Origin of the sequence: Senimuribacter intestinalis, from assembly GCF_943192965.1 — a bacterium.
Lineage (GTDB): Bacteria > Bacillota > Clostridia > Peptostreptococcales > Anaerovoracaceae > Senimuribacter > Senimuribacter intestinalis.
The window spans coordinates 15,646-35,203 of sequence record NZ_CALPCF010000006.1; the positions used below are offsets into that span (position 1 = coordinate 15,646).

Annotated in this window: 19 protein-coding genes and 1 pseudogene; 1 reads left to right on the forward strand and 19 read right to left on the reverse strand. The window is 43.6% G+C overall.

Annotated features, from left to right (window positions below; translation table 11 throughout):
- Nucleotides 1-3 precede the first annotated feature (3 nt).
- The 12 genes and pseudogenes from NFR88_RS06970 to NFR88_RS07025 all read right to left on the reverse strand — a co-directional run bounded on the left by NFR88_RS06970 (nt 4) and on the right by NFR88_RS07025 (nt 9,583).
- Nucleotides 4-504, reverse strand: a complete 501-nt coding sequence (locus NFR88_RS06970; RefSeq protein ID WP_251614471.1) for a hypothetical protein — start codon at nt 502-504, stop codon at nt 4-6.
- A 43-nt stretch (nt 505-547) separates the two neighbouring features.
- On the reverse strand, nt 548-1,240 hold the full coding sequence (locus NFR88_RS06975; protein ID WP_160201378.1) for a ComEA family DNA-binding protein: 693 nt from the start codon (nt 1,238-1,240) through the stop codon (nt 548-550).
- Between the two features lie 81 nt (nt 1,241-1,321).
- Nucleotides 1,322-1,981, reverse strand: coding sequence for a TIGR03936 family radical SAM-associated protein (locus NFR88_RS06980; protein WP_251614474.1), 660 nt, complete (start codon nt 1,979-1,981; stop codon nt 1,322-1,324).
- The gene (locus tag NFR88_RS06985) at nt 1,974-3,818 is read right to left on the reverse strand and encodes a TIGR03960 family B12-binding radical SAM protein (protein WP_251614477.1); all 1,845 of its coding nucleotides are present in this window, start codon (nt 3,816-3,818) and stop codon (nt 1,974-1,976) included. Before NFR88_RS06985 ends, NFR88_RS06980 begins: the two co-directional genes overlap by 8 nt.
- A gap of 19 nt (nt 3,819-3,837) precedes the next feature.
- Nucleotides 3,838-4,356 (reverse strand): HD domain-containing protein, encoded by a 519-nt coding sequence (locus tag NFR88_RS06990; RefSeq protein WP_161908470.1) that lies wholly within the window; start codon nt 4,354-4,356, stop codon nt 3,838-3,840.
- A 30-nt stretch (nt 4,357-4,386) separates the two neighbouring features.
- Nucleotides 4,387-4,893 (reverse strand): M23 family metallopeptidase, encoded by a 507-nt coding sequence (locus NFR88_RS06995; RefSeq protein WP_160201374.1) that lies wholly within the window; start codon nt 4,891-4,893, stop codon nt 4,387-4,389.
- A 51-nt stretch (nt 4,894-4,944) separates the two neighbouring features.
- The gene (gene obgE / locus NFR88_RS07000) at nt 4,945-6,237 is read right to left on the reverse strand and encodes a GTPase ObgE (RefSeq protein ID WP_251614480.1); all 1,293 of its coding nucleotides are present in this window, start codon (nt 6,235-6,237) and stop codon (nt 4,945-4,947) included.
- A 316-nt stretch (nt 6,238-6,553) separates the two neighbouring features.
- Nucleotides 6,554-6,814 carry a 50S ribosomal protein L27 gene (rpmA, locus tag NFR88_RS07005; protein ID WP_148491958.1) on the reverse strand — a complete coding sequence of 87 codons (261 nt, stop codon included), beginning with the start codon at nt 6,812-6,814 and terminating at the stop codon, nt 6,554-6,556.
- Between the two features lie 232 nt (nt 6,815-7,046).
- Nucleotides 7,047-7,349 (reverse strand): annotated as a pseudogene (rplU, locus tag NFR88_RS15215) (50S ribosomal protein L21); the annotation flags it as partial.
- Between the two features lie 173 nt (nt 7,350-7,522).
- Entirely contained in the window at nt 7,523-7,783 is a 261-nt protein-coding gene (locus NFR88_RS07015) for a type II toxin-antitoxin system antitoxin (protein WP_307726236.1), read from the reverse strand.
- 66 nt (nt 7,784-7,849) lie between these two features.
- Nucleotides 7,850-8,863, reverse strand: a complete 1,014-nt coding sequence (locus NFR88_RS07020; protein ID WP_251614483.1) for an SPFH domain-containing protein — start codon at nt 8,861-8,863, stop codon at nt 7,850-7,852.
- 171 nt (nt 8,864-9,034) lie between these two features.
- Nucleotides 9,035-9,583 carry a nitroreductase family protein gene (locus NFR88_RS07025; protein ID WP_251614485.1) on the reverse strand — a complete coding sequence of 183 codons (549 nt, stop codon included), beginning with the start codon at nt 9,581-9,583 and terminating at the stop codon, nt 9,035-9,037.
- A gap of 384 nt (nt 9,584-9,967) precedes the next feature.
- Between NFR88_RS07025 and NFR88_RS07030 the strand changes: the two genes are divergently transcribed.
- Entirely contained in the window at nt 9,968-10,396 is a 429-nt protein-coding gene (locus NFR88_RS07030; protein ID WP_251614487.1) for a hypothetical protein, read from the forward strand.
- 77 nt (nt 10,397-10,473) lie between these two features.
- On the opposite strand, the gene recA is transcribed toward NFR88_RS07030, so the two are convergent.
- The 7 genes from recA to asd all read right to left on the reverse strand — a co-directional run bounded on the left by recA (nt 10,474) and on the right by asd (nt 19,540).
- On the reverse strand, nt 10,474-11,574 hold the full coding sequence (gene recA / locus NFR88_RS07035) for a recombinase RecA (protein WP_160201369.1): 1,101 nt from the start codon (nt 11,572-11,574) through the stop codon (nt 10,474-10,476).
- Nucleotides 11,575-11,743: 169 nt separating this feature from the next.
- A complete protein-coding gene (locus NFR88_RS07040; RefSeq protein WP_161908461.1) occupies nt 11,744-12,988 on the reverse strand; it encodes a competence/damage-inducible protein A in 1,245 nt (414 codons plus the stop codon).
- Between the two features lie 54 nt (nt 12,989-13,042).
- On the reverse strand, nt 13,043-13,585 hold the full coding sequence (pgsA, locus tag NFR88_RS07045) for a CDP-diacylglycerol--glycerol-3-phosphate 3-phosphatidyltransferase (protein ID WP_160201367.1): 543 nt from the start codon (nt 13,583-13,585) through the stop codon (nt 13,043-13,045).
- 2 nt (nt 13,586-13,587) lie between these two features.
- Nucleotides 13,588-14,895: a 30S ribosomal protein S12 methylthiotransferase RimO gene (gene rimO, locus NFR88_RS07050; RefSeq protein WP_161908460.1), complete on the reverse strand. Its 1,308-nt coding sequence runs from the start codon at nt 14,893-14,895 to the stop codon at nt 13,588-13,590.
- Complete coding sequence (locus NFR88_RS15050; RefSeq protein WP_285813819.1) at nt 14,892-17,534, reverse strand: FtsK/SpoIIIE family DNA translocase; 2,643 nt, start codon at nt 17,532-17,534, stop codon at nt 14,892-14,894. Before NFR88_RS15050 ends, rimO begins: the two co-directional genes overlap by 4 nt.
- 55 nt (nt 17,535-17,589) lie before the next feature.
- Nucleotides 17,590-18,432: an undecaprenyl-diphosphate phosphatase gene (locus NFR88_RS07065; RefSeq protein ID WP_251614489.1), complete on the reverse strand. Its 843-nt coding sequence runs from the start codon at nt 18,430-18,432 to the stop codon at nt 17,590-17,592.
- 7 nt (nt 18,433-18,439) lie between these two features.
- Nucleotides 18,440-19,540, reverse strand: coding sequence for an aspartate-semialdehyde dehydrogenase (gene asd, locus NFR88_RS07070; RefSeq protein ID WP_251614491.1), 1,101 nt, complete (start codon nt 19,538-19,540; stop codon nt 18,440-18,442).
- Nucleotides 19,541-19,558: the final 18 nt, after the last annotated feature.

Below are 19,558 nucleotides of genomic sequence, written 5' to 3' on the forward strand. Positions count from 1 at the left end.
CCATCAACTCTCATAATCCATCATTAATCGATTCAAATCATCTCTGTTTTCGACCTTAATTCCTTCCTTGAACCGGTTTTGATCCTGAGTCGATAAAGTTTCATATACAATAGTCGTATCCTCCAGTTCAATCAGGTGTCCCGTCTCATCAGAGAAAAAAATCTTTATAACATCTTTATCGTATTTAATCAAATAATATGACTGATAAAACTGACTTGGTGTATCTTTTTCATGATTCTGCGGTTCATCTTTGTCCTCGCCTGCTACATCATCATTGTCATCATTGTTATCCTTCTCATCATCTAACGTCGGCGCTGAATCTCCCGGATCTGCCGCTTTAGCGACATCTTCACCTACTCTGCTTTCAAGGTTCGCTTTCAGCGCTTCTTCTTCACTTTCCTTTCCTGTCAGCGCTGCAATGAGCACCACCACAGCGAAAATCGCAACGATAAGCACAGCGCATGCATAAATCCATGTATGGTTTTTCTTTTTCTGGCTAAACATTTCATCACCTCTTAGCGGATATTATTGCCAGAGAAAGAAAAGCTTATACAGTAATTTTATCTTTCATCTTTTGAAATGTCTTATTTCCAATGCCGCTGACCATTTTTATGTCTTCAATTTGAGAAAATTTACCGTTTTCTTCCCGGTAAGCGATGATTTTCTCCGCCGTAGCAGGGCCAACACCCGGAATTTCCTGCAAAACACTGCTGTCTGCTAAGTTGATGTTGATTCGTCCCTGACTATCCTTTCCGAGGGCTGCTGGCTCTCCTGTGCCGCCTATATTTCCGCTACTCCCAAAAGCTGCAGTGCCGTTGTTATCCTCAAACGATGGAATAACGACCTTCTGTCCGTCAACTACCACCTCTGCCTGATTAATCTGCTCAGTAAAAGCCTCATCCGTCAAACCACCTGCAACTTTAATCACTTCAAAGAGTCGAGTCCCCTCGACTACTGCATAAACACCCGGATTTCTGACTTCACCACCGATATCTACATAAATCTTTGCGCTTTCTGCAGACTCTGCCTGATTTTCGCCTTTATCCATTTCACCGCCTGATGCGCCGTCCTCTTCTACTGTCAGTCCGTTATCTTCAGTGAATTGTTCGGAAAATTCGTCCTTTTCCCCATACTGTCCAAAAACTAAAACAGCAATGATTACAATCGCAATCATTGCCGTTATCTGAAATATTTTTTTGTGTTCCTTAAATATTCGCAAGTAAAGTTTTAGTTGTTCCATCTTGCTTCCCCTTTCCTATTTTCTTCTATCATACCCGAAGAAAAATGGAAAGTCAAGGAAATTATTCTATTTTATTCCAAATCATCCAAAGAAAATCTCTTTCCGTTCTACCTCGATCTCATAGCGAGGCACATCAAGCCTAGCAAATTCCACAAAGGAAGAGATGACCTGTTCCGGACTTAAATTGGATGTGCTACCGCAGTCAAGAATCATAGACAGCGCCAAATTTTCTCCATCTGCCAGCTCAATAGAGCGAATTTTGGGGCGGATATCCACCGTCACCATTTTCTTAGTTTTCTTCTGCCTTTTTTCAGCAAAGATTTTTTCCTGAGCTAAGTATGACACCAAAAGTTCTTCGTGCTTCGCTTTATCACAAGCTACGGGAAACTGAACCAGATATTCTGCTGCTTCTGTTGCTGCAGCCAAAGACTTTGCATTTGAGCGGTCGTAGTCACAGGAAAAAATTTCTACACCCTCCGGCATGACCTTACGCAGCATTTCAGCTATTTCCTGTGGTTCATAGTTCACCGTCGTCTCAAACTCCAAAAGCTCGCAGCGACTGGTATAGCCTAAAGAAAGGGGCTGTGCAAAGCCCATCTTCGGGTGCGGGTTAAACCCCTGAGAGTATGCCATAGCTATGCCGCACTTTTTAAATGTGCGTTTAAAAAGTCGCAGCATGTCCAAATGCGAAGTATACTTTATGTAGCCTTCTTTTGAAAACTGAATCACATATTTACGCATAAATACCTCCCCATTTGCACTCTACTCTGCTGTTAATACCACAGCCTGCGCAGCCGTATCTGCAGTCCTTCGTTGTGGTTTCCTTTTCAGCTTTTTCGGCCTCAGAAATCAGGAATTTCTTGGAAACTGCAGCATCTACGATATCCCATGGCAAGATTTCATCAAACCGGCGGGCTCTCGTGGTATAAAAATCCATATCAGTGCCGCTTTTTTCAACCGCACGGTTCCATTTTTCTAAACTGAAATGTTCAGACCAGCCATCCAGACGGCAGCCTTCGTTATGGGCAGCAAGGAGTAATTTTCCTAGCTTTCTATCGCCTCTGGCAAAACCCGCCTCAAAAGTGCTGACAGCGTCATCGTGATAGTTAAAAGTAACGCCCTTGATTTTCAGCTTTCCGCTCAGATAATTATGTTTGCGGGTAAATTCTTCCGTCGTATTCTGTGGTGCCCACTGGAACGGAGTATGCGCCTTTGGCACAAAGTTAGAAACGCTGACCGTTACTGTAAAACGACCGCCCTTACCTGAGTCGCGGTGAAGCTGTACGACCTTTCTGGCAATCTCTGCGATGCCGTCCAAATCTTCGTCAGTTTCCGTCGGCAGTCCAATCATAAAATACAGCTTGATGTGCTTCCAACCCAGCTCAATAGCCTGCTCCACAGCGCTGTAAATATCTTCTTCGGTAATACCTTTGTTGATGACGTCACGAAGTCTCTGCGTACCGGCTTCCGGCGCAAAGGTCAATCCCGACTTCTTATACCCTTGAATCTCCTCGAGCACCTGAAAAGAAAAGCTATCCAGTCTCAGAGAAGGCAGAGACAGTGAAACGTTCTGTTCCTTACATTTTCTCATCAGTTCGATGGCAAGAGGTTCAAAAGCCGAATAATCACTGGTAGACAAAGATAAAAGAGAAAGCTCCTCATGTCCGCTGTTTGTTAGCTGTTTCATAGCAAGGTCCATAATCTTGTCTTTGGAACGCTCACGCACTGGTCTGTAAATCATGCCTGCCTGACAAAATCTGCAGCCGCGGGTACAGCCCCGAAAGGTTTCTACTACACTTCTGTCATGCACCGTTTCCATCAGCGGCACCATCGGATTCGTTGGAAAATCAACATCTTCAATATCAGGTAAAATACAGCGCTGCACCTTGTCCGGTGCGCCCTCAAAGTTTTTCTCGTAGGAGTTCACCGTGCCGTCTTCGTTGTAGATTGCTTTGTAAAAAGACGGAATATAAACGCCTGTATCTCCTGCAATTTCCTTTAAAAACGATGTTTTGTCCATGCCCGATTCTTTTGCTCTGCCATACTTTTTCAAAAGTAGCGGCAAACTTTTTTCACCGTCACCAATTAAGAAAATATCTACAAAATCAGCCAGCGGTTCCGGGTTATACGCACAAGGGCCGCCTGCAATAATAAGCGGATCTTCCTCGGTGCGCTCCGCTGCTAAAAGCGGAATATTCCCAAGCTCCAGCATGTTAAGAATGGTTGTAAAGGACATCTCATACTGCAGAGTGAAGCCCAGAAAATCCATCTCTCTTACTGGCGTCTTGTTCTCCAGCGTAAAGAGAGGCACGTCCATCTCCCGCATGAGCGCTTCCATGTCCGGTGCTGGCGCAAAAACTCGCTCGCACGCCAGTTCATCGTCTTTATTTATAATATTGTAAAGAATCGATAGTCCCATATAGGACATGCCGATTTCATATAAATCCGGAAATGCAAAGGCAAGGCGCGCCTTTACGCTGTCCGGCTTCTTTCGAATCATATTAATTTCGTTGCCGATATATCTGGCAGGCTTTTCCACCTGTTTCAGCAGATGGTTCAAAGTTTCAGTCAAGTTCATTTTCTGCGGTTCCTTTCACTTACTCAAACAGGCTGTCGATACTCTGTCCAATCAAAGCCTCGATTTGTTTCATCAACTGTCTGGTCTGTTCTTTTTTCTTTAAAATTCTGTCGTGCACTGCCGGTTCGTCCGGCGCTTTATGCAGGATATAATCGATTCGCTCATCAAGACCCACATACTGATCTTCCTTGACAAGGCGGTCGCCAAGGCAGACTAAATCCGTTTCGTCAATTTCTTTAAAGTCGTGAAAATCGTAAGTCATATGGACGCGAACGATATTTGCTTCTGCATGATAGCCAAGACCATCCAAAATATCTGCGCCAATTTCCCAATGCTTATCGCTGGTTCTTGCCACGTCGTGGGCAAGTCCAGCCCCTTCTATTAAATCTAAATCAAGCTGGGCGCCGTGAAGATTCATCTGTTTTCCGATTTCTCGCGCCACCCTGCTGACAGCCTTACAATGTCTGATTACATGGGGAGGCGTTTTATATTTCGCATACAGCGCCTCACATTCTTTCTCTGTAATTCGTTTTGTCATAATTATACCAGCCTTTCAGCTATTAGTATATCACAGATTTTCCGAGAGTTCATAATAAAATTCTTTTTCATTTTGCGTATTATAGCTTCCAATAATTTCCCCTCTCTGAACGCGCTCTGATTCTACCACGCTGATTTCTTCTAAATTGCCGTAAATAGAAGTTCCGTCCTCGTGACGAATTTCTACGTAAAGCCCTTTCTCTTTATCCTTTCCTGAAGCGGTCACAACGCCGCCTGCTACTGCATGAACCTGCTTTATCTGCTCGTCAGATTTTTCGTCAATGGGCACGCCGTATTTAGACGTCTCGTTAATCTTCGCAACGGCTGAAACCACTTTGTCTGGTGCACCGGAAAGTGCTGTAGATACCGATACCGCAGCGCTTTTGACATCTTCCATGGACATCTGATACATCACCATAGCTTTTGCTTTTTCATAATACTTAGCAAACGTCTCGTTCTTTATTTCTCCGCCATAGGAAGCTGCCGTCAAAATCAAAAGACAAGCTGTCACCTGGCAGTAGAGTTTCTTCTTGTTCATAAAATCACCTCTATATAAAGTATTATATAGAGGTGAAGAATATAACTCGTTTTAGTATTCGTCCCAATACTCAAACTCATAGTCGAAGAGCCGAATGGTATCGCCTTCGCTCAGGCCCATTTCCAAAAGCTTTTCAATGGCACCATTCTTTTCAATATATTTATAGAGATATCGAAGAGAACCCATATCATTAAAGTTTGTGGAATCAAAAATTTTCTGAAGCTGTTTTCCGGTAAGCACGTAAACATTACCCTCTTTCGAAGCATAAATTTCTTTGAAGTTCGGGTCTTTATCATCGGTTTCAAAGTCAAAATATTCGTATTCGTCCTCGTCCTGCGAATTAAGTGCCGCTTTTTTCAGTTCTTCCAGGGCTGCCGACATGAGCTCATGAACACCCACGTTAATCGGCGCACAAATTGGGAATACCCTGTATCCCTTTTCCTCCACATACTCTTTAAACTCAATGTATGCAGGATCGTCTTCGCTGGTCATATCCATCTTGTTTGCTGCTACCAGCATTGGCTTGTTCGCTACCTTTTCGCTGTACTTAAGCAGCTCGTTGTTGATTTTATCAAAGTCTTCGATAGGATTTCTTCCTTCGCTGCCAGACGCGTCTACCACATGAATCAAAACCTTGGTTCTTTCAATGTGTTTTAGGAATTTCAGCCCCAAACCCAGTCCCTGATGTGCACCTTCAATAATGCCGGCAATATCCGCCATAACAAAACTGGTATCAAAGATTTCTACTACACCCAGGTTCGGTGCAATGGTGGTAAAATGATAGTTTTCAATCTTCGGCTGTGCACTGGTTGCCGTCGCCAGAAGGCTTGATTTTCCAACATTCGGAAAACCCACAAGCCCCACATCAGCAATCATCTTCATTTCAAGAATAACGCTTCTTTCCTTAGCAAAACCGCCCGCTTCCGCAAAATTCGGCGCCTGACGTACTGAATTCTTGAAGTGGGTGTTTCCTTTTCCGCCTTTTCCGCCTTTTGCCGCTATAAAATTTTCGCCGTCTTCCACCAAATCCTTCATCACAAGACCGGTTTCCCCGTCAATAATCACAGTACCCATCGGCACTTTAATAATCAGGTTTTCCCCGTTTTTTCCGTACCGCTTTTTCTTCATACCGTCCTGACCATTTTCCGCCTCGTATTTTCTCTTGTAGCGAAAATCCATTAGCGTTCTTAAGTTTCTATCCGCCTGAAAGATTACATCGCCGCCCTTGCCGCCGTCTCCACCGTCAGGACCGCCTTCCGGTACAAAGGGCTCTCTACGAAAGGATACGCATCCGTTGCCGCCTTTCCCTGATTTTATGAATATTTTGGCTCTATCTACAAACATGTCAAAGCCTCCTTTACTGTTTTCTCTTTCGTTCAAAATTCGTCTGCTTAGTGTATCATATATTGCTAAATTGGACAAATTTCTGAGAATCTGTCAATTCTGTCACAGTTTTATTAGAAAAACGTTGACAAAATTGACAAAAAATAAATCTTTGTCCACTTTAGCAATATCCCCTGTTTCTTAGTTTTTGATGTAAGAAAGAATATAGGAGTAGTGTAGGAATACTGTATGAATGACATACTTTTTCTCTTCCTAACTACTCCTATCCGTTCTTAAAATCGTTCAAATTCCACGATTCTTAAATCTTACTTAAAAATTAAGCTTCTTTTGGATAAACACTAACCTGTTTTCTAGTCTTGTCTTTTCTTTCGAACTTAACAGTACCTTCAATCTTAGCAAACAATGTATCATCTCCGCCGATGCCTACATTATTACCAGGATGGAATTTAGTACCTCTCTGTCTAACCAAAATGCTGCCAGCGCTAACGAACTGACCGTCACCTCTCTTAACGCCTAAACGTTTCGACTCGGAATCACGACCGTTCTTAGAGCTACCTACTCCTTTTTTACTTGCCATAGTCCAGACACCTCCTTGCTATTTGTGGCTAAAATGGAAATTACTTCGCTGCTTCAATGGTTTCGATGATAACAGCTTTTGTTGCCTTTTCATCGACTTCAATACCATGTTCTTTTGCGTAAGCAATTAATTCATCTTTCTTCATAGAAGCGGAAATTTTCTTTTCCTTAGCTTCTTCTTTTGCTTCTGCCTTTGGTGCTGCAGGAGCTGCCTTCGGAGCGCTCTTGCCTCCTAAGGATTCAATCTTAACCATAGTGTATGGCTGTCTGTGACCCTGTTTCTTTCTGTAGTCTTTCTTGGACTTGTATTTGTAGATGATGACTTTCTTAGCTTTGCCATTTTCTACTACTTCTCCAGAAACAACTGCACCTTCTACATACGGTGCACCTACCTTCAGGTCTCCTTCTTCAGCTAAAACCAGTACTTTGTCAAATGCGATTTTCTCGCCAGCTTCTACATTCAGCTTCTCGATGGTTACTACATCGCCTTCCTGAACTCTGTACTGCTTTCCGCCTGTTTCAATTACTGCGTACATTGTGTTCTTACCTCCTCTATCCAGTCTCGCCTTATCGGGTAGCGCTAGATGCGCTTTGTATGAAAAATAAACCCTTTCCGAGCGGTCTAACTCAATTATCATAGCATATCCCAAAGGGATTGTCAAATGTTATTTGCCGGAAAACTTTTAAACTCCTGCCCGCTTTTATCCTCTTATTTGTGTTTCCTATCCTGCACACTTTTTGACAAAATAAACTCAATCTGCCCGTTGATAGAGCGAAAATCCTCTTCCGCCCACCTTGCGATTTCTTCCCAAAGAGACGGCGCAATTCGCAAAATAACCTGTTTCTTGGCTTTTTCAGCCTGCTTCACAGCCTTTTCTTTTGCCTTAATTTCCTGTTCCATCTGCTGAAGCTTAGACAGACGTGCTTCTAATTCTTTTTCCTTTTTTAAAATGTCTTTTTCGCTCGTCATTGCATCCGACCTTTCATCTCTCTAATCCTCTTGCTGTTTCAAATTCATTTCCCCTGCTATTTGAACTTAGTAGATACTGCCGCTGTTGACAATAGGCTGCGTATCCTTATCAGAGCACAGTACTACCATCAGATTGGATACCATGGCTGCCTTTCTCTCCTCATCTAAAAATACTACTTCTTCCTCACCTAATTTGTCAATAGCCATCTTTACCATGCTGACTGCACCGTCAACAATCTTCGCTCTTGCAGAAATCACAGCCTCAGCCTGCTGTCTTCTCAGCATTGCCGCCGCAATTTCTTCTGCATAGGAAAGATGTGTAATGCGAACTTCCTCGATTTCAAGTCCTGCAAAAGCCACCTTATTGTTCAGCTCCGCTTTCATGTTATCTGCGATTTCCTGAGAACTTCCTCTGAGCGTTTTCTCGTTAGCATGCTCATGATCTTCCGTATTTAAGCTGTCGTAAGGATACATTCTTGCAATATTTCTGATGGTAGAATCGGTCTGAATCGACAAAAATTCGGCATAATCTTCTACATTGAATACTGCATTGGTCGGATTTACAACTTTCCAAATTACCACTGCCCCAATGATAATCGGATTACCCATCACATCATTAACCTTCTGTACCCCGTTATTTAAGGTGCTATCTTTCAAAGAAACGGTTTTCTTTGCACTCACTTTAATAGAACCTAGCGAAAACTTTCCGTTCTTTGCCTGCGTTTCGGCTTCTGCTTTTGCTGCAGCAATCTCTTTCGTATAGGTCGGATTGGTATAAGTAGAAAACGGATTCACAAAATAGAAACCCTGCTTCAAAATCGTACCGTGATAATTACCAAACAAAGTCAACACCAGCGCCTCGTTAGGCCCAACTACTCTAAGACCCGCATATAAAATCGGAAGAATAATTGTTCCCAGTCCTCCTGCGATAATCATTGCAATTCCAACTGCTCCAAGATTGATACAGCCAACTACAATCATTGCAATGGCTGCCAAAATGCCCAAAGTAATGAGTATCAGCATACCCATGCCGTTGATTGGCTTAATCTCTTTCTGTGTAAAATTCGTCTTTTTTTCCATAACGTTACTCCTCTTCTCCCTTTTGGGTTTTATGATATCAATTTGATATCATATTTATATCACATAAAATCATCCATGTCAATAGCACCCAGAAATTTTTTCCGCAAAACAAAACCACCGCACAGGGCTTTCCGTGCAGTGGTTGTCTGTTTCTATATTATAACTTTTCTATTACAGATAGCTGACAAGTTCGTCTGCCTCTTTTCTCTTTGGAGCAGCCGGTGCTTCCGCATCCAGCGGATATCCCATCGGAATTAATGCTGCAACAGTCTGTCCCTCCGGCAGATTAATTGCTTCCGCAACCTTTTCATCATCAAAGATACCTAAAATTACAGTACCGATTCCTTTATCATGGGCGGCCAGACAGAAAGTCTGCACTGCGATACCTGTGTCAAAATTCTGCCATCTGTCTTCCTTTCCGGTGGTATAAGAACCATCTTTCTCAAAGCCGGATCTCCCATTGATATAAGTCGCAACAACAAGCTGCGGCGTATTCTTGATAATCTTTGCATTGTAAGTAAAGCCTAATACGCATTCATCAGCGATTTTTTCCTTTACAGCCTCGTCCTCAACTACAATATATCTTGTAATCTGTGTATTTTTCCAAGACGGCGCAAAAGAAGCAGCTTCTACGATTTCTCTTACAACCTCGCGATCCACAACTTCTGGCTTAAACTTTCTGATACTTCTTCTTTCCTTTATACAAGTAATTGCTTCCATAGTTTCTCCTTACTCAAATTTCCTAAAGTCACTTTAGTATACCTATTTTTTATAGTAAAGTCAATACGAGAAAAGCCTGCTTAGAAAGGTTACGAATATTGGATTTTCGTACCTATGCCGCTTTTCTGCAAAAAAGGTATCAAAAATTAGAGTCACTTTATACTAACCAAAAGGTTTTAAGCAAATACAACGAAATAGAATTGAAAGTCTTCGTTCTTTTTTCTTTTCTATGGTTCCATTTTCGTACAAACCTTTCATTATACAGAAGTAAATTCCTTATTTTTCATATAATGGATATAAATAATTTGCAGGTTTTCGTACCTTTTTCGCAAAAATCGCTTAAAAGTACTAATGGTGGTTTTCAAACTTTACCATGACAGCCATATGGCTGATTATGAATTGAACAGTGACCAGACACAAACTTTTGTATATGCGTGCCTTGCAGGCGTTGCACTTAATAATATTTTAAAGCAGTCCGGCATAAAATTTGGTATGAAATTAACAAATGGACTCATCAAAAAAATACCCGGTAGAGTTTTAACTAGAATAAACCAAAAAGTAGGATTTAGATTTATAACAAAATCAGGAACAAAAGGAATTTTTAATTTAACAAAAATGCTTCCAGGCGTTGGCGCTATTGTCGGCGGAGGTCTTGATTTTACAGAAACTAAAATTATAGGTAACCGCGCATATAAATGGTTCTTTGATAATGACTTTTCAGTTGACACTGATACCAACTATTTTGATAATGAAATAGATATTCAAGATATCGACTTTAATGCTCCAGTACATGATGATGAAAATGAATTATAAAAAACAGTATTCACAAAAAGCTGTGCGTCTTTCTCTTAAGGAAAAATGCCGCACAGCTTTCGCTTGCTGTAAATAAACTATTCGATTACCACACCGTCTTCATCAACCATCATGCCATCCATAGATACAGGTGCTGCTTCCCCTTGCTGTTCTTGCAGTGTTTCTAAAAGCTGATTCTGAACTTTGTCCAGCATGTCTGGATTCTCCTGCAGCCACTTCTTCACATTCTCACGCCCCTGTCCGATTCTATCACCGGCATAGCTGTACCAGGAGCCTGCCTTGTCAATGATTTTCAATTCTACTGCACTGTCCAGAACATCTCCGGCCTTAGAAATGCCTTCTCCATACATGATATCGAATTCTGCCTGTTTAAACGGCGGAGCAACCTTGTTCTTAACAATCTTGACCTTAGTTCTGTTTCCAAGCATCTGGTCGCCGCTTTTTATAGTTTCCACCCTTCTGACGTCAAAACGCATGGAAGAATAGAATTTAAGAGCGCGTCCGCCTGTGGTAACTTCCGGACTTCCATACATGACCCCGATTTTCTCACGGAGCTGGTTGATGAAAACCACACAAGTGTGAGAACGGTTTACATTACCTGCAATCTTTCTAAGTGCCTGAGACATCAGTCTGGCATGAAGACCCACGTGATTATCTCCCATGTCGCCTTCGATTTCGGCTTTAGGAACTAGCGCTGCAACGGAGTCGATTACGATAACATCCAGCGCACCACTGCGTGCTAGCATATCACAAATCTCCAGTGCCTGTTCTCCTGTATCCGGCTGAGATACTAAAAGCTCATCAATCTTAACGCCCAAATTCTTTGCATAGACAGGATCCAGCGCATGTTCTGCGTCAATAAATGCCGCCTTGCCGCCCTTCTTCTGTGCTTCTGCAACGATATGTAGCGTCAATGTTGTCTTACCGGAAGATTCTGGTCCGTAGATTTCTACGATTCTTCCCTTCGGCACACCGCCTACGCCGGTTGCCAAATCCAAACTGATGGATCCTGTCGAAATGGTCTCTATGTTCATCTTGGTATTGTCGCCAAGCTTCATAATAGCGCCCTGACCGAATTGTTTCTGAATCTGATCCATTGCGTCCTGCAATGCCGCTTCTCTCTGTTCTTTCTCACTCTTCGGGTTCTTTGCATTTTTTTGTTCTTTTGCTGTAGCCATACTTTACCTCCAATAAAGAACGTTTGTTCTTAAATTATAATACCCTATTATTTGCTTTCGGTCAAGGCTTTTTTGCATAAAAATTTTTTACAAATTTTATTTGTTCCTTAAGTCTCTGTCCGTTCATACTCACTATAACATATTTTACATTATATGTCAACAATTGAATTTAATTCCATGTCTGGTCAATCGTCTTATTTATCATGTCAAACATGCTGAGCACAGCGTAATGCCGGTTCCATTTGCGGCTCACATTGCGCATTCTGACTTCTTTTACCTCTGTATGACCATCAAAAACGCAGCCGATATAAATCAGCCCCACTGGTTTTTCAGGGGTTCCGCCACCTGGTCCTGCAATGCCGGTTACAGAGATACAGAGTCTGCTGCCAGTTTTTTTTGCAAGACCCTCAGCCATTTCTTTCGCTACCTGACTGCTTTCCGCCGTATACGCTGCTAACGTTTCTTCTTTCACGCCCAGCTCGTCCATCTTTGCGCCGTAGGTATAAGTCACAAGTCCCCGGTCAAAGACCTTTGAAATCCCGGGCGTATCAGTCAGCGCCCCGGAAAAAAGCCCTCCGGTACAGGATTCACAAGCTGAAACGGAAATATTTCGTTCAAGAAGTTTCTTTGCAACCACATCTGCCAATTCCTCATCGTCAACGCTGTAAATATACTCGCCCACCTTTTCAGAAACCTGTGCAATCATATTTTCCACGGCTTTTACGGCTTCCTCGCAGGTCGCACGCTTGGAAGCGATTCTCACGCTGCACTCGCCTTCCTTTGCGTAGGTGGCAAGGGTCGGATCCGTCTGCGCATCAATCAAGTCCAAAAGCTTGGTTTCCAACAGTGATTCGCCAATGCCGAACATGCGCAGGGTTCTGTAGTAAATCACGCCGGTCTGCAGCTTTTCCAGGTATGGACGCACTCTGTTTTCCCACATCCATGTCATCTCCCGCGGCGGTCCCGGCATACAGATAATCATTTTTTCATCCTCGCAAAGGGCTAGTCCTGGCGCACTGCCCACTTCGTTGCTGAACACCTCTGCCCTGCTAGGCATCATCGCCTGCTTATAATTATTAGGAGTCATCGGCTTTCCGTATGCCTTTGCTCTGGCAACCAGCCTCTCCATACTTGGCTCATGAAGCACCAGTTCATCGTGCAAAACCCTGCAGGCTGTCTCTTTTGTCAAATCATCTTCTGTCGGCCCAAGACCTCCCGTGGTGATTACCAGGTCACAATCGCGAAAAGCCATTTCAATCATCTCAGAAAGGCGTCCAGAATTATCACCCACCGTGTAATGATACATAACGTCAAAACCCAGCAGATTTAACTGCTGGGAAAGATATACAGTATTAGTGTTGGTAATCTGACCAAAGAGAATCTCCGTTCCGACACTTAAAATTGCAGTCCTCATCGCATGCTCCTCCACTTCCATGCAAAATCTTGATTATGCGTAACTCTCACTGGTTTACATAGAGAACACGCTTTTATTCTTCCAAATATATTCTATCCCGGAATATACCGTCATAATCAGGGAACCCCACAGGAATATTTCTCCTGCAAGCCCGCAGTACTCCTGAATCTGCGGCATACTCCCAAGAGCAGAAGTCAGAAGCAAAAGCGGCACTGCAATCATCTGCAGAACAGTTTTGATTTTACCACTCATGCCAGCAGCAATGACCGTTCCTTCAGACGCGGCTACCGTTCTCATACCTGCGATAGCAAATTCTCTCGCCAAAATGACAATCAGCATCCATCCCGGCACTGTCCCGTCCTCTACCATCAGGCAAAAGGCAGAATAAACAAGAATCTTATCTGCCAGCGGATCCATGATCTTCCCAAAATTAGTAACCAGTTGATACTTTCTCGCAATTTTACCATCTAACATGTCTGTAAAAGACGCTACAATGAACAGTACAAAGGCAACGAGATTATATCCCATCATGTATGCTGCAATGAAAAACGGCACAGCAACAATTCTGCCCACAGTCAATTTGTTCGGTAAATTCATTCTTAAACCTCCGTTCCAACTAAATCATAGTCGAATGCATCTTGAATCAAAACTTTTACCATATCGCCCGGCAGAAGGTTCTGTGAAGATGTAAAAATCACTGCATTGTCGATTTCCGGCGCATCATAGCGGGTTCTGCCGATGAAACTACCTTCTTCCTCCATTTCTTCTACCAAAACTTCCAGCGTCTTTCCGACTTTTGCCTGATTGCTTTCCAGGGAAATCTCAATCTGCCTGCGCATGATTCCATCGAGGCGCTCTGCCTTGATTTCTTCATCAACCTGATTTTCCATCTCGCCTGCCGGCGTATTTTCCTCCTGCGAATAGGAAAAAACTCCTAGTCTCTCAAATTTTTCTTTTTCAATAAACTCTACTAGAGTCTCATAATCTTCTTCGGTTTCGCCCGGAAATCCTACAATCAGCGTCGTTCTAATGTGAATATCCGGAATTGCTGTGCGGAGTCTTTGTAAGGTGTTTGTGATAGATGCCGATGTCGATCGTCTGTTCATGGCGCGTAAAACACTGTCGCTTCCATGCTGAATAGGAATATCTAAATAATTGCAGATTTTTTCTTCTTCTGCCATTACCCTAATCAACTCGTCTGTAATTCTGTCCTCATAGCAGTACATGAGGCGAATCCACTTAATTCCATCAATTTTGCAAAGCTTTTTCAACAGTTTGGCAAGACGAAGCTCCCCGTAAAGGTCCTTGCCGTAATAGGTCACATCCTGTGCAATGAGAATCAGTTCCTTGCAGCCAGCCGCAGCCAGTTGCTCTGCTTCGTTTAGAATGTCCTCTTCTCTCTTACTTCTATATTTGCCGCGAATTTTCGGGATAATGCAATAAGCACAAATATTATTGCACCCTTCTGCAATTTTTATGGTCGCAGTATAAGGATTCTCCGAAAGCTTTCGCGCCTGAGATTCCAGTACGTCGGAAACGCAGTTGCTGCAAACAACAGCCCGTGTAGAAAGAGACGAGAAAAGTTCTGGCAATTTTTCGTATTCGTTGACACCGACGAACAAATCTACCTCCGGCATTTCCTTGTAAAGATCGTCTGCATAGCGCTGTGACAGACAGCCGGAAACCACCAGTTTTTTGCCGTCAGCCTTGTACTCCGCCATCTCCAAAATCTTTTCGATAGACTCAGTCTTAGCATCATTAATAAATCCACAAGTATTCACCATGATGATATCTGCGTCTTCCGGTTCGTTTACAATAATATGATTCTCGTTTTCCAATATGCCTGCTGCCACCTGCGAATCATTGAAATTCTTAGGGCAGCCCAGGGTTTCTATATAAATTCTCATTCAGTCTCCACTTCGTTTTTCATTTCGTTTAGTTCGTCTTCAGACAGCAGCACCTGCCTCGGTCGGCTTCCGTCCTGCGGTCCTACAATCCCTCTTGCTTCCATCATATCTACAATTCTGGCAGCGCGATTATAGCCGATTCTGAACCGTCTCTGCAACATGGATACAGAAGCTTGTCCTGCCGATACGACACATTCGATTGCTTCCTGTAAAAGCTCGTCGCTCGTCTCGTCCTTTCCACCTGCCTGCGGCAAATTTCCCTTTTCGATGGTGTTCATTACCTCACCAGCATATTCAACGTCTTCAACTTGTCCTTTTACGTGCTGAATGACGTCATGCACCTCGCTGTCAGACACAAAAGTGCCCTGGACTCTAACCGGTTTCCCCATGCCCAGCGGATTAAAGAGCATATCGCCCTTTCCAACCAGCTTTTCGGCGCCAGCCATATCCAGTATGGTTCTTGAGTCAAACTGGGAGGATACTGCAAAAGCAATTCTGGAGGGAATGTTCGCCTTGATAACACCGGTAATAATGTCCACAGACGGTCTTTGGGTAGCTACAATCAGGTGCATGCCCGCAGCTCTTGCCATCTGAGCCAGACGGCAGATGGATTCTTCCACCTGAGACGGTGCAGCCATCATCAAATCGGCAAGCTCGTCGATAATGATGACAATCTGCGGCATTACCTGCTCTTCCTCACCGTTCATCCGCATGGTTTCGTTATAGCTTTCTAAATCGCGAACCTGGCTTTCCGCAAACTTCTTATACCTATCTGTCATCTCAGCAACAGCCCAGTTCAGCGCTGCAGCAGCCTTTGCGGGCTCTGTCACCACCGGAATCAAAAGGTGCGGAATGCCATTGTAGTTGCCTAGTTCTACCACCTTCGGGTCAATTAAGACCAGCTTCACCTCGTCAGGGTCAGCCTTGTATAAAATACTAGTGATAATGCTGTTGATACATACACTCTTACCAGAACCTGTCGAACCTGCAATCAAAAGATGCGGCATACCCTTCAGGTCTGCCACAATGGCTTTTCCTGCAATGTCCTTTCCCACTGCAAAGGTGATTTTAGATTTTGCTTCTTTAAACTCCTTGGAGTCAATAATCTCACGCAAAGTGACCATATTGATTTTGTCGTTTTCCACTTCTATTCCCACTGCGGCTTTTCCCGGAATCGGCGCTTCAATACGAATGCTCTTAGCCTCCAGGTTCAGCGCAATGTCGTCAGCAAGTCTTACGATACTGTTAACCTTTACACCTACGTTTGGCTGAATTTCATATCGGGTTACTGCAGGTCCCTGAGTCACCTGAATAACCCTTGCATCAACATGAAAGTTCTTCAGTGTTTCCTCCAGCTTTGCCGCTTTCATCTTCAAATCAATATTGATATTGCCTTTGTTTTGAATCTTCGGCTTATTCAGCAAATCGGAAGACGGTTTTTTGTACTTGCCCTTAGGCTTTTGTACCGCAGACATCTCCGACGGATCCAGTGTAATGGAACTTGCCTCTTTTTTCGTAAGCTTTGCAGGTTCTTCTACCACCGCAATGCCGCTGACATCCTCGAGAGCGCTTTTCTTTGGCGCATCGTTGATATCGCTAAGACCATAGGATTTCTTTCCGTCTCTAACCTTGACAAAGCTATTTTCGGAAATTCCCGTTTCAGGTTCTTCCTTCGGAAAAACGTTGCCGTCAAGACCGTATCCGCTATAGGATACTTCCCCAGTCAGTCCGTATCCAGAAGGCGTACTGCTGCTTTCCAGACCGTAACTAATCTGAGTTTCCTTCAATACCGCCGGTTCTTCCTTCTTAGGCAATTCTTCTTTTTCGTCCCTGCCAAACAGACTATTGTCTGTCATATATTTCAGTACATTGTTTTTCTTACTCTTTTTCTCTTTCTTTTCCGGATTTTTACCCAGTAATCCAGCGTCGTCAAAAGGCGTAATAATATTGATATCACGTCCATTCTCCGCAAAGAGATCTGTCTGCTCTGCGGCTTGCTCCTTCTCCTTTTCCTTCAAAAGCTTTCGTTCTTCTGCTTTATCAGAAATCTTTTCAATTCCTCTGGACACCGGGGTATTGGCAACAAGGAGAATTCCAATAATAATGACAACGATAGAAAATATGAAAAGTCCAACCTTACCGACAAGTTTTGTCAGAAAGGTTCCCAAAACCATGCCAAAAAAGCCGCCGCCTTTGAGACTGACGCCGTCCTCATAAAACTTCCCTAAATCATAAGCCAAAATCTCACTGTCAATAAATCTACCACTGTTAAGAATGCACAGCATGAGAAGCATGACAAATATCAGGGCAAATGACTTCCCTGATATATGGGTCAGCTTATTGACAATGAGCATAATTCCCAGCGCCACCAGATACCACGGCACGATAAATCCCACAAGACCAAAAATTCCCTTTAATGCGTCTCCTATGGAATTGCCCAGATTTCCTGCCGCATGAAACTGTTCCGCCGCAAAGAGAAAAATACCGATTGCAATAAAGATTACGCCCCAAATCACGTCGATAACACGCTGGTCAGCCTTTCTCTTCTCCTGCATTTGTCTTATTTCAGCCTTGGCTTTGCTCTTTGCCGGACTTTCAGATTTTTTCTTTGTTGTTTTCTTTTTTTTAGCCTGCGCCACGTTTCTTCCCCCATGCGTTTTGTCTAATTTGTCAATGTGAGCCGCAAATTCGAATTTATGCGAAGAAAAGTCCGTAGCCGATTGTGCATAGACCTAAAATCCACACATAATAAGAGAAATAGCTCAACTTTTTGTTAGATACGATACGAATCATCGTTTTAATGGCAAAATAGCCCGAAACTGCTGCTACCAGCATGCCCGCCAGAATCGGTCCCAAAAGGGCTGTGTCCAAATCACCTTCCAATGCCTTCGGTGCTTCTAACACTACAGAGCCCAAAATGGACGGAATAGAGATAAGAAATGCAAACTTTACTGCAAACTCTCTCTTCAGTCCTGTGGTCAAACCGCCTACCAGCGTAGATCCGGAACGGGATATGCCGGGATAAATGGCAATGCCCTGCAGTACACCGATAAACAGTGCATTTCTGCAGTTCATCTTTCTGATGTCACGGTTGGCAGAGCCCATTTTTTCCGCAAGGAACATGAGCACACCGGTAATCAAAAAACCTATGCCTACGGCTACCATGGAGGAGTAAAGCCCTTCGAAAAAGTCGTTGAACAAAAGTCCGATGACCGCCGTAGGAATGGTTGCTACAATAATCATTACGCCGAGTTTGCGAACCGGTCTTTCTTCGAGACGAAGTCCCTTGCCGGTGCACAAGTCCTTAATAGTTACGCAAAGTTCTACGATTAGTTCCCAAATATCTTTCCAATATACGACAAAGACCGCAATCAGAGTACCCAGGTGCAGTAAAACTGCAAAGAGCAACACTTTGTCTGCTTCCACACCGAACAGACTCTGCGCCAAGGCAAGATGTCCGGAACTGCTGATTGGCAGAAACTCTGCAAGCCCCTGCAATAAGCCTAATACGACTGCTTCAAAATATCCCAATCTCATTTACCCCCTATTTGCTTTTGATAAAGCCTTTTTCAGTTAACGCTTCTGCACACAGAACCGCGCCGCCTGCTGCGCCTCTGACAGTATTGTGCGCAAGACCGATAAACTTAAAGTCATAGACTGTATCTTCTCTGAGTCTGCCGATTGATACTCCAAATCCCTTCTCGCAGTCCACATCTAGCTTAACCTGCGGTCTGTTTTCTTCTTCCATATAGTGAATAAACTGCTTCGGCGCATTTGGAAGGTCCGCTTCCTGCGGAAATCCCTTGAAATTCTGCAGCTTTTCGATGAGCTGTTCTTTGGTCGGTTTCTTGCGGAATTTGACAAACACAGCTGCCGTATGACCGTCCAGCACCGGCACTCTGACGCACTGGCAAGTGATAACAGGCTCCTGTGCCTTAGCAATCACACCGGCTGTATCGTCCACATACCCCAAAATACGCAGAGGTTCCTGTTCACTCTTTTCTTCTTCTCCTCCGATATACGGAATGATATTTTCTACCATCTCCGGCCAGTCTGCAAAGGTCTTTCCAGCGCCGGAAATTGCCTGATAAGTGGTAACAACTACCTCATAAGGCTCAAATTCAGCCCATGCAGCAAGTGCAGGCACATAACCCTGAATGGAACAATTCGGCTTTACTGCAATAAAACCGTTCTTAGTGCCCAGTCTTTCCTTCTGATATTTAATTACATCAAAATGATCAATATTGATTTCCGGTACAACCATCGGCACATCCGGTGTCCATCTATGCGCGCTGTTATTAGAAACAACCGGTGTTTCAGTCTTTGCATAGGCTTCTTCAATTGCCTTAATCTCATCTTTAGACATATCAACTGCACTGAACACAAAGTCCACGCCAGAAGCTACAGCCTCCACATCACTGACATCCATTACCTTAATGTTCTTTACTGCATCCGGCATAGGTGTTGTCATCTTCCATCTTGCTCCTACTGCTTCTTCGTATGTTTTGCCTGCACTTCTTGCGCTGGCAGCAATGGTGGTTACCTCAAACCAAGGATGATTCTCAAGAAGAGAAATAAATCTCTGCCCAACCATTCCAGTACCGCCTAAAATGCCGACTTTCAGTTTCTTCTCTAGCTGTCTCATAAGTACTACCTCTTTCTA

Excerpts from the sequence above, each read along its gene's own strand:
- NFR88_RS07040 (WP_161908461.1), bottom strand. The coding sequence starts at position 12,988 with ATGAGGACTGCAATTTTAAGTGTCGGAACGGAGATTCTCTTTGGTCAG.
- NFR88_RS06975 (WP_160201378.1), bottom strand. The coding sequence starts at position 1,240 with ATGGAACAACTAAAACTTTACTTGCGAATATTTAAGGAACACAAAAAA.
- NFR88_RS06970 (WP_251614471.1), bottom strand. The coding sequence starts at position 504 with ATGTTTAGCCAGAAAAAGAAAAACCATACATGGATTTATGCATGCGCT.
- NFR88_RS06990 (WP_161908470.1), bottom strand. The coding sequence starts at position 4,356 with ATGACAAAACGAATTACAGAGAAAGAATGTGAGGCGCTGTATGCGAAA.
- NFR88_RS07030 (WP_251614487.1), top strand. The coding sequence starts at position 9,968 with ATGGCTGATTATGAATTGAACAGTGACCAGACACAAACTTTTGTATAT.
- recA (WP_160201369.1), bottom strand. The coding sequence starts at position 11,574 with ATGGCTACAGCAAAAGAACAAAAAAATGCAAAGAACCCGAAGAGTGAG.
- pgsA (WP_160201367.1), bottom strand. The coding sequence starts at position 13,585 with ATGAATTTACCGAACAAATTGACTGTGGGCAGAATTGTTGCTGTGCCG.
- rimO (WP_161908460.1), bottom strand. The coding sequence starts at position 14,895 with ATGAGAATTTATATAGAAACCCTGGGCTGCCCTAAGAATTTCAATGAT.
- NFR88_RS07020 (WP_251614483.1), bottom strand. The coding sequence starts at position 8,863 with ATGGAAAAAAAGACGAATTTTACACAGAAAGAGATTAAGCCAATCAAC.
- NFR88_RS07025 (WP_251614485.1), bottom strand. The coding sequence starts at position 9,583 with ATGGAAGCAATTACTTGTATAAAGGAAAGAAGAAGTATCAGAAAGTTT.
- rpmA (WP_148491958.1), bottom strand. The coding sequence starts at position 6,814 with ATGGCAAGTAAAAAAGGAGTAGGTAGCTCTAAGAACGGTCGTGATTCC.
- NFR88_RS07065 (WP_251614489.1), bottom strand. The coding sequence starts at position 18,432 with ATGAGATTGGGATATTTTGAAGCAGTCGTATTAGGCTTATTGCAGGGG.
- asd (WP_251614491.1), bottom strand. The coding sequence starts at position 19,540 with ATGAGACAGCTAGAGAAGAAACTGAAAGTCGGCATTTTAGGCGGTACT.
- NFR88_RS06980 (WP_251614474.1), bottom strand. The coding sequence starts at position 1,981 with ATGCGTAAATATGTGATTCAGTTTTCAAAAGAAGGCTACATAAAGTAT.
- NFR88_RS06995 (WP_160201374.1), bottom strand. The coding sequence starts at position 4,893 with ATGAACAAGAAGAAACTCTACTGCCAGGTGACAGCTTGTCTTTTGATT.
- NFR88_RS07015 (WP_307726236.1), bottom strand. The coding sequence starts at position 7,783 with ATGACGAGCGAAAAAGACATTTTAAAAAAGGAAAAAGAATTAGAAGCA.
- obgE (WP_251614480.1), bottom strand. The coding sequence starts at position 6,237 with ATGTTTGTAGATAGAGCCAAAATATTCATAAAATCAGGGAAAGGCGGC.
- NFR88_RS06985 (WP_251614477.1), bottom strand. The coding sequence starts at position 3,818 with ATGAACTTGACTGAAACTTTGAACCATCTGCTGAAACAGGTGGAAAAG.